Genomic DNA, 1,258 nt, shown 5'->3' on the forward strand with positions numbered 1-1,258 from the left:
GGACATAATTCTTATCTTTGCATTAAGTAATAAAAAACAACAAGAATATGGAACTTACACAAGGACAAATTTCGGAAATTATTTCGAATTACACAAGTAGCAGTGAAGGTTTTGTCACGCTTCAATCGTTGATTATGAATTCTTTGATGGCCCATGAGCGCGAATTATTCGTCAAAGCGAATAAAAATGAGCAATGCAATGGCTTTCGTCCTCGTCGTTGGTATTGTAAGGGCTATACGTTCGTCTTGCGCATTCCACGTAGCCGTAGCGGCAATTTCTATCCCGTACTTTTAGGGATTATTCGTAGCGAATGTGAAGAGCGTGCTGCCTTGGTTTATCAACTTTATACCAAGGGACTTACCACCGAGCAGATTAGTGAGGTGATAGAGACGGTTTATGGTCGGGCTTATAGCAAACAGCAAATCTCTTACTTGGCCAACAGTTGTCGGGAAGACGTTGAAGCATGGCTCAATCGTCAACTGTCAGCCCACTATCTGGCTATCTATATTGATGCCACCTTTATCGCTACCCGGAGGGATCAGCAAGTATCCAAGGAAGCCTACTATACCATACTGGGCGTGTTGGAGGACGGAAGTCGGGAAGTGCTTACCATTGTGAATTATCCAACCGAAGGTGCATTATGCTGGAAAGAAGTGCTTAACAGTTTGAAAGAGCGAGGGGTTGAGCAGATTGATTTAGTGGTATCTGATGCCCTTCAAGGCATTGAAAACGCCGTATGTTCGGCTTTTCCGCAAGCAGCTCATCAATTTTGTGTTGCCCATGTCAAACGGCAGATATTAAACAGCGTCTCACATAAAGACAACCCCATAGTTAATCAAGAACTCAATGAAGTATTCACCTTGGAGAACAAAGAGCGCAAATCTTTGCAAGGTTATGAACATTTTATTACTTTTGTAAACCGATGGGAAAAGAAATACCCCGTGTTACGCAAATATAAAGCCGAGCGTAATATTGCTTATTTCACCTATATGGACTTCCCTGTAGAAGTACAGAGATGCATTTATACGACGAATTGGATTGAGCGGCTCAACAGAAAGTATAAAAGAACCATCAAGATGAGAGCTGCAATGCCGTCAAGTCAATCGGTTTTATTTCTATTGGCATCTGTTGCAATGGAAGAAACACAGACGACATATCGAAGGAAAGTCTATCAATGGAGATGCTGGAAAAAGAGTGAATAATTTTGAACAAAATGGAAGATATGGGAAATTATGGTTACACACTTTTTAGGACAATA

General features: G+C 41.3%; 1 protein-coding gene. It reads left to right on the top strand.

Annotated features, from left to right (window positions below):
* Nucleotides 1-47: 47 nt before the first annotated feature.
* Entirely contained in the window at nt 48-1,202 is a 1,155-nt protein-coding gene (locus HMPREF9431_RS11875; protein ID WP_004381578.1) for an IS256 family transposase, read from the top strand.
* Nucleotides 1,203-1,258: the final 56 nt, after the last annotated feature.

The organism is Segatella oulorum F0390 (assembly GCF_000224615.1).
Taxonomy (GTDB): Bacteria; Bacteroidota; Bacteroidia; order Bacteroidales; family Bacteroidaceae; genus Prevotella; species Prevotella oulorum.

Coding starts and splice junctions, on each gene's coding strand:
- HMPREF9431_RS11875 (WP_004381578.1), top strand. CDS start 48: ATGGAACTTACACAAGGACAAATTTCGGAAATTATTTCGAATTACACA.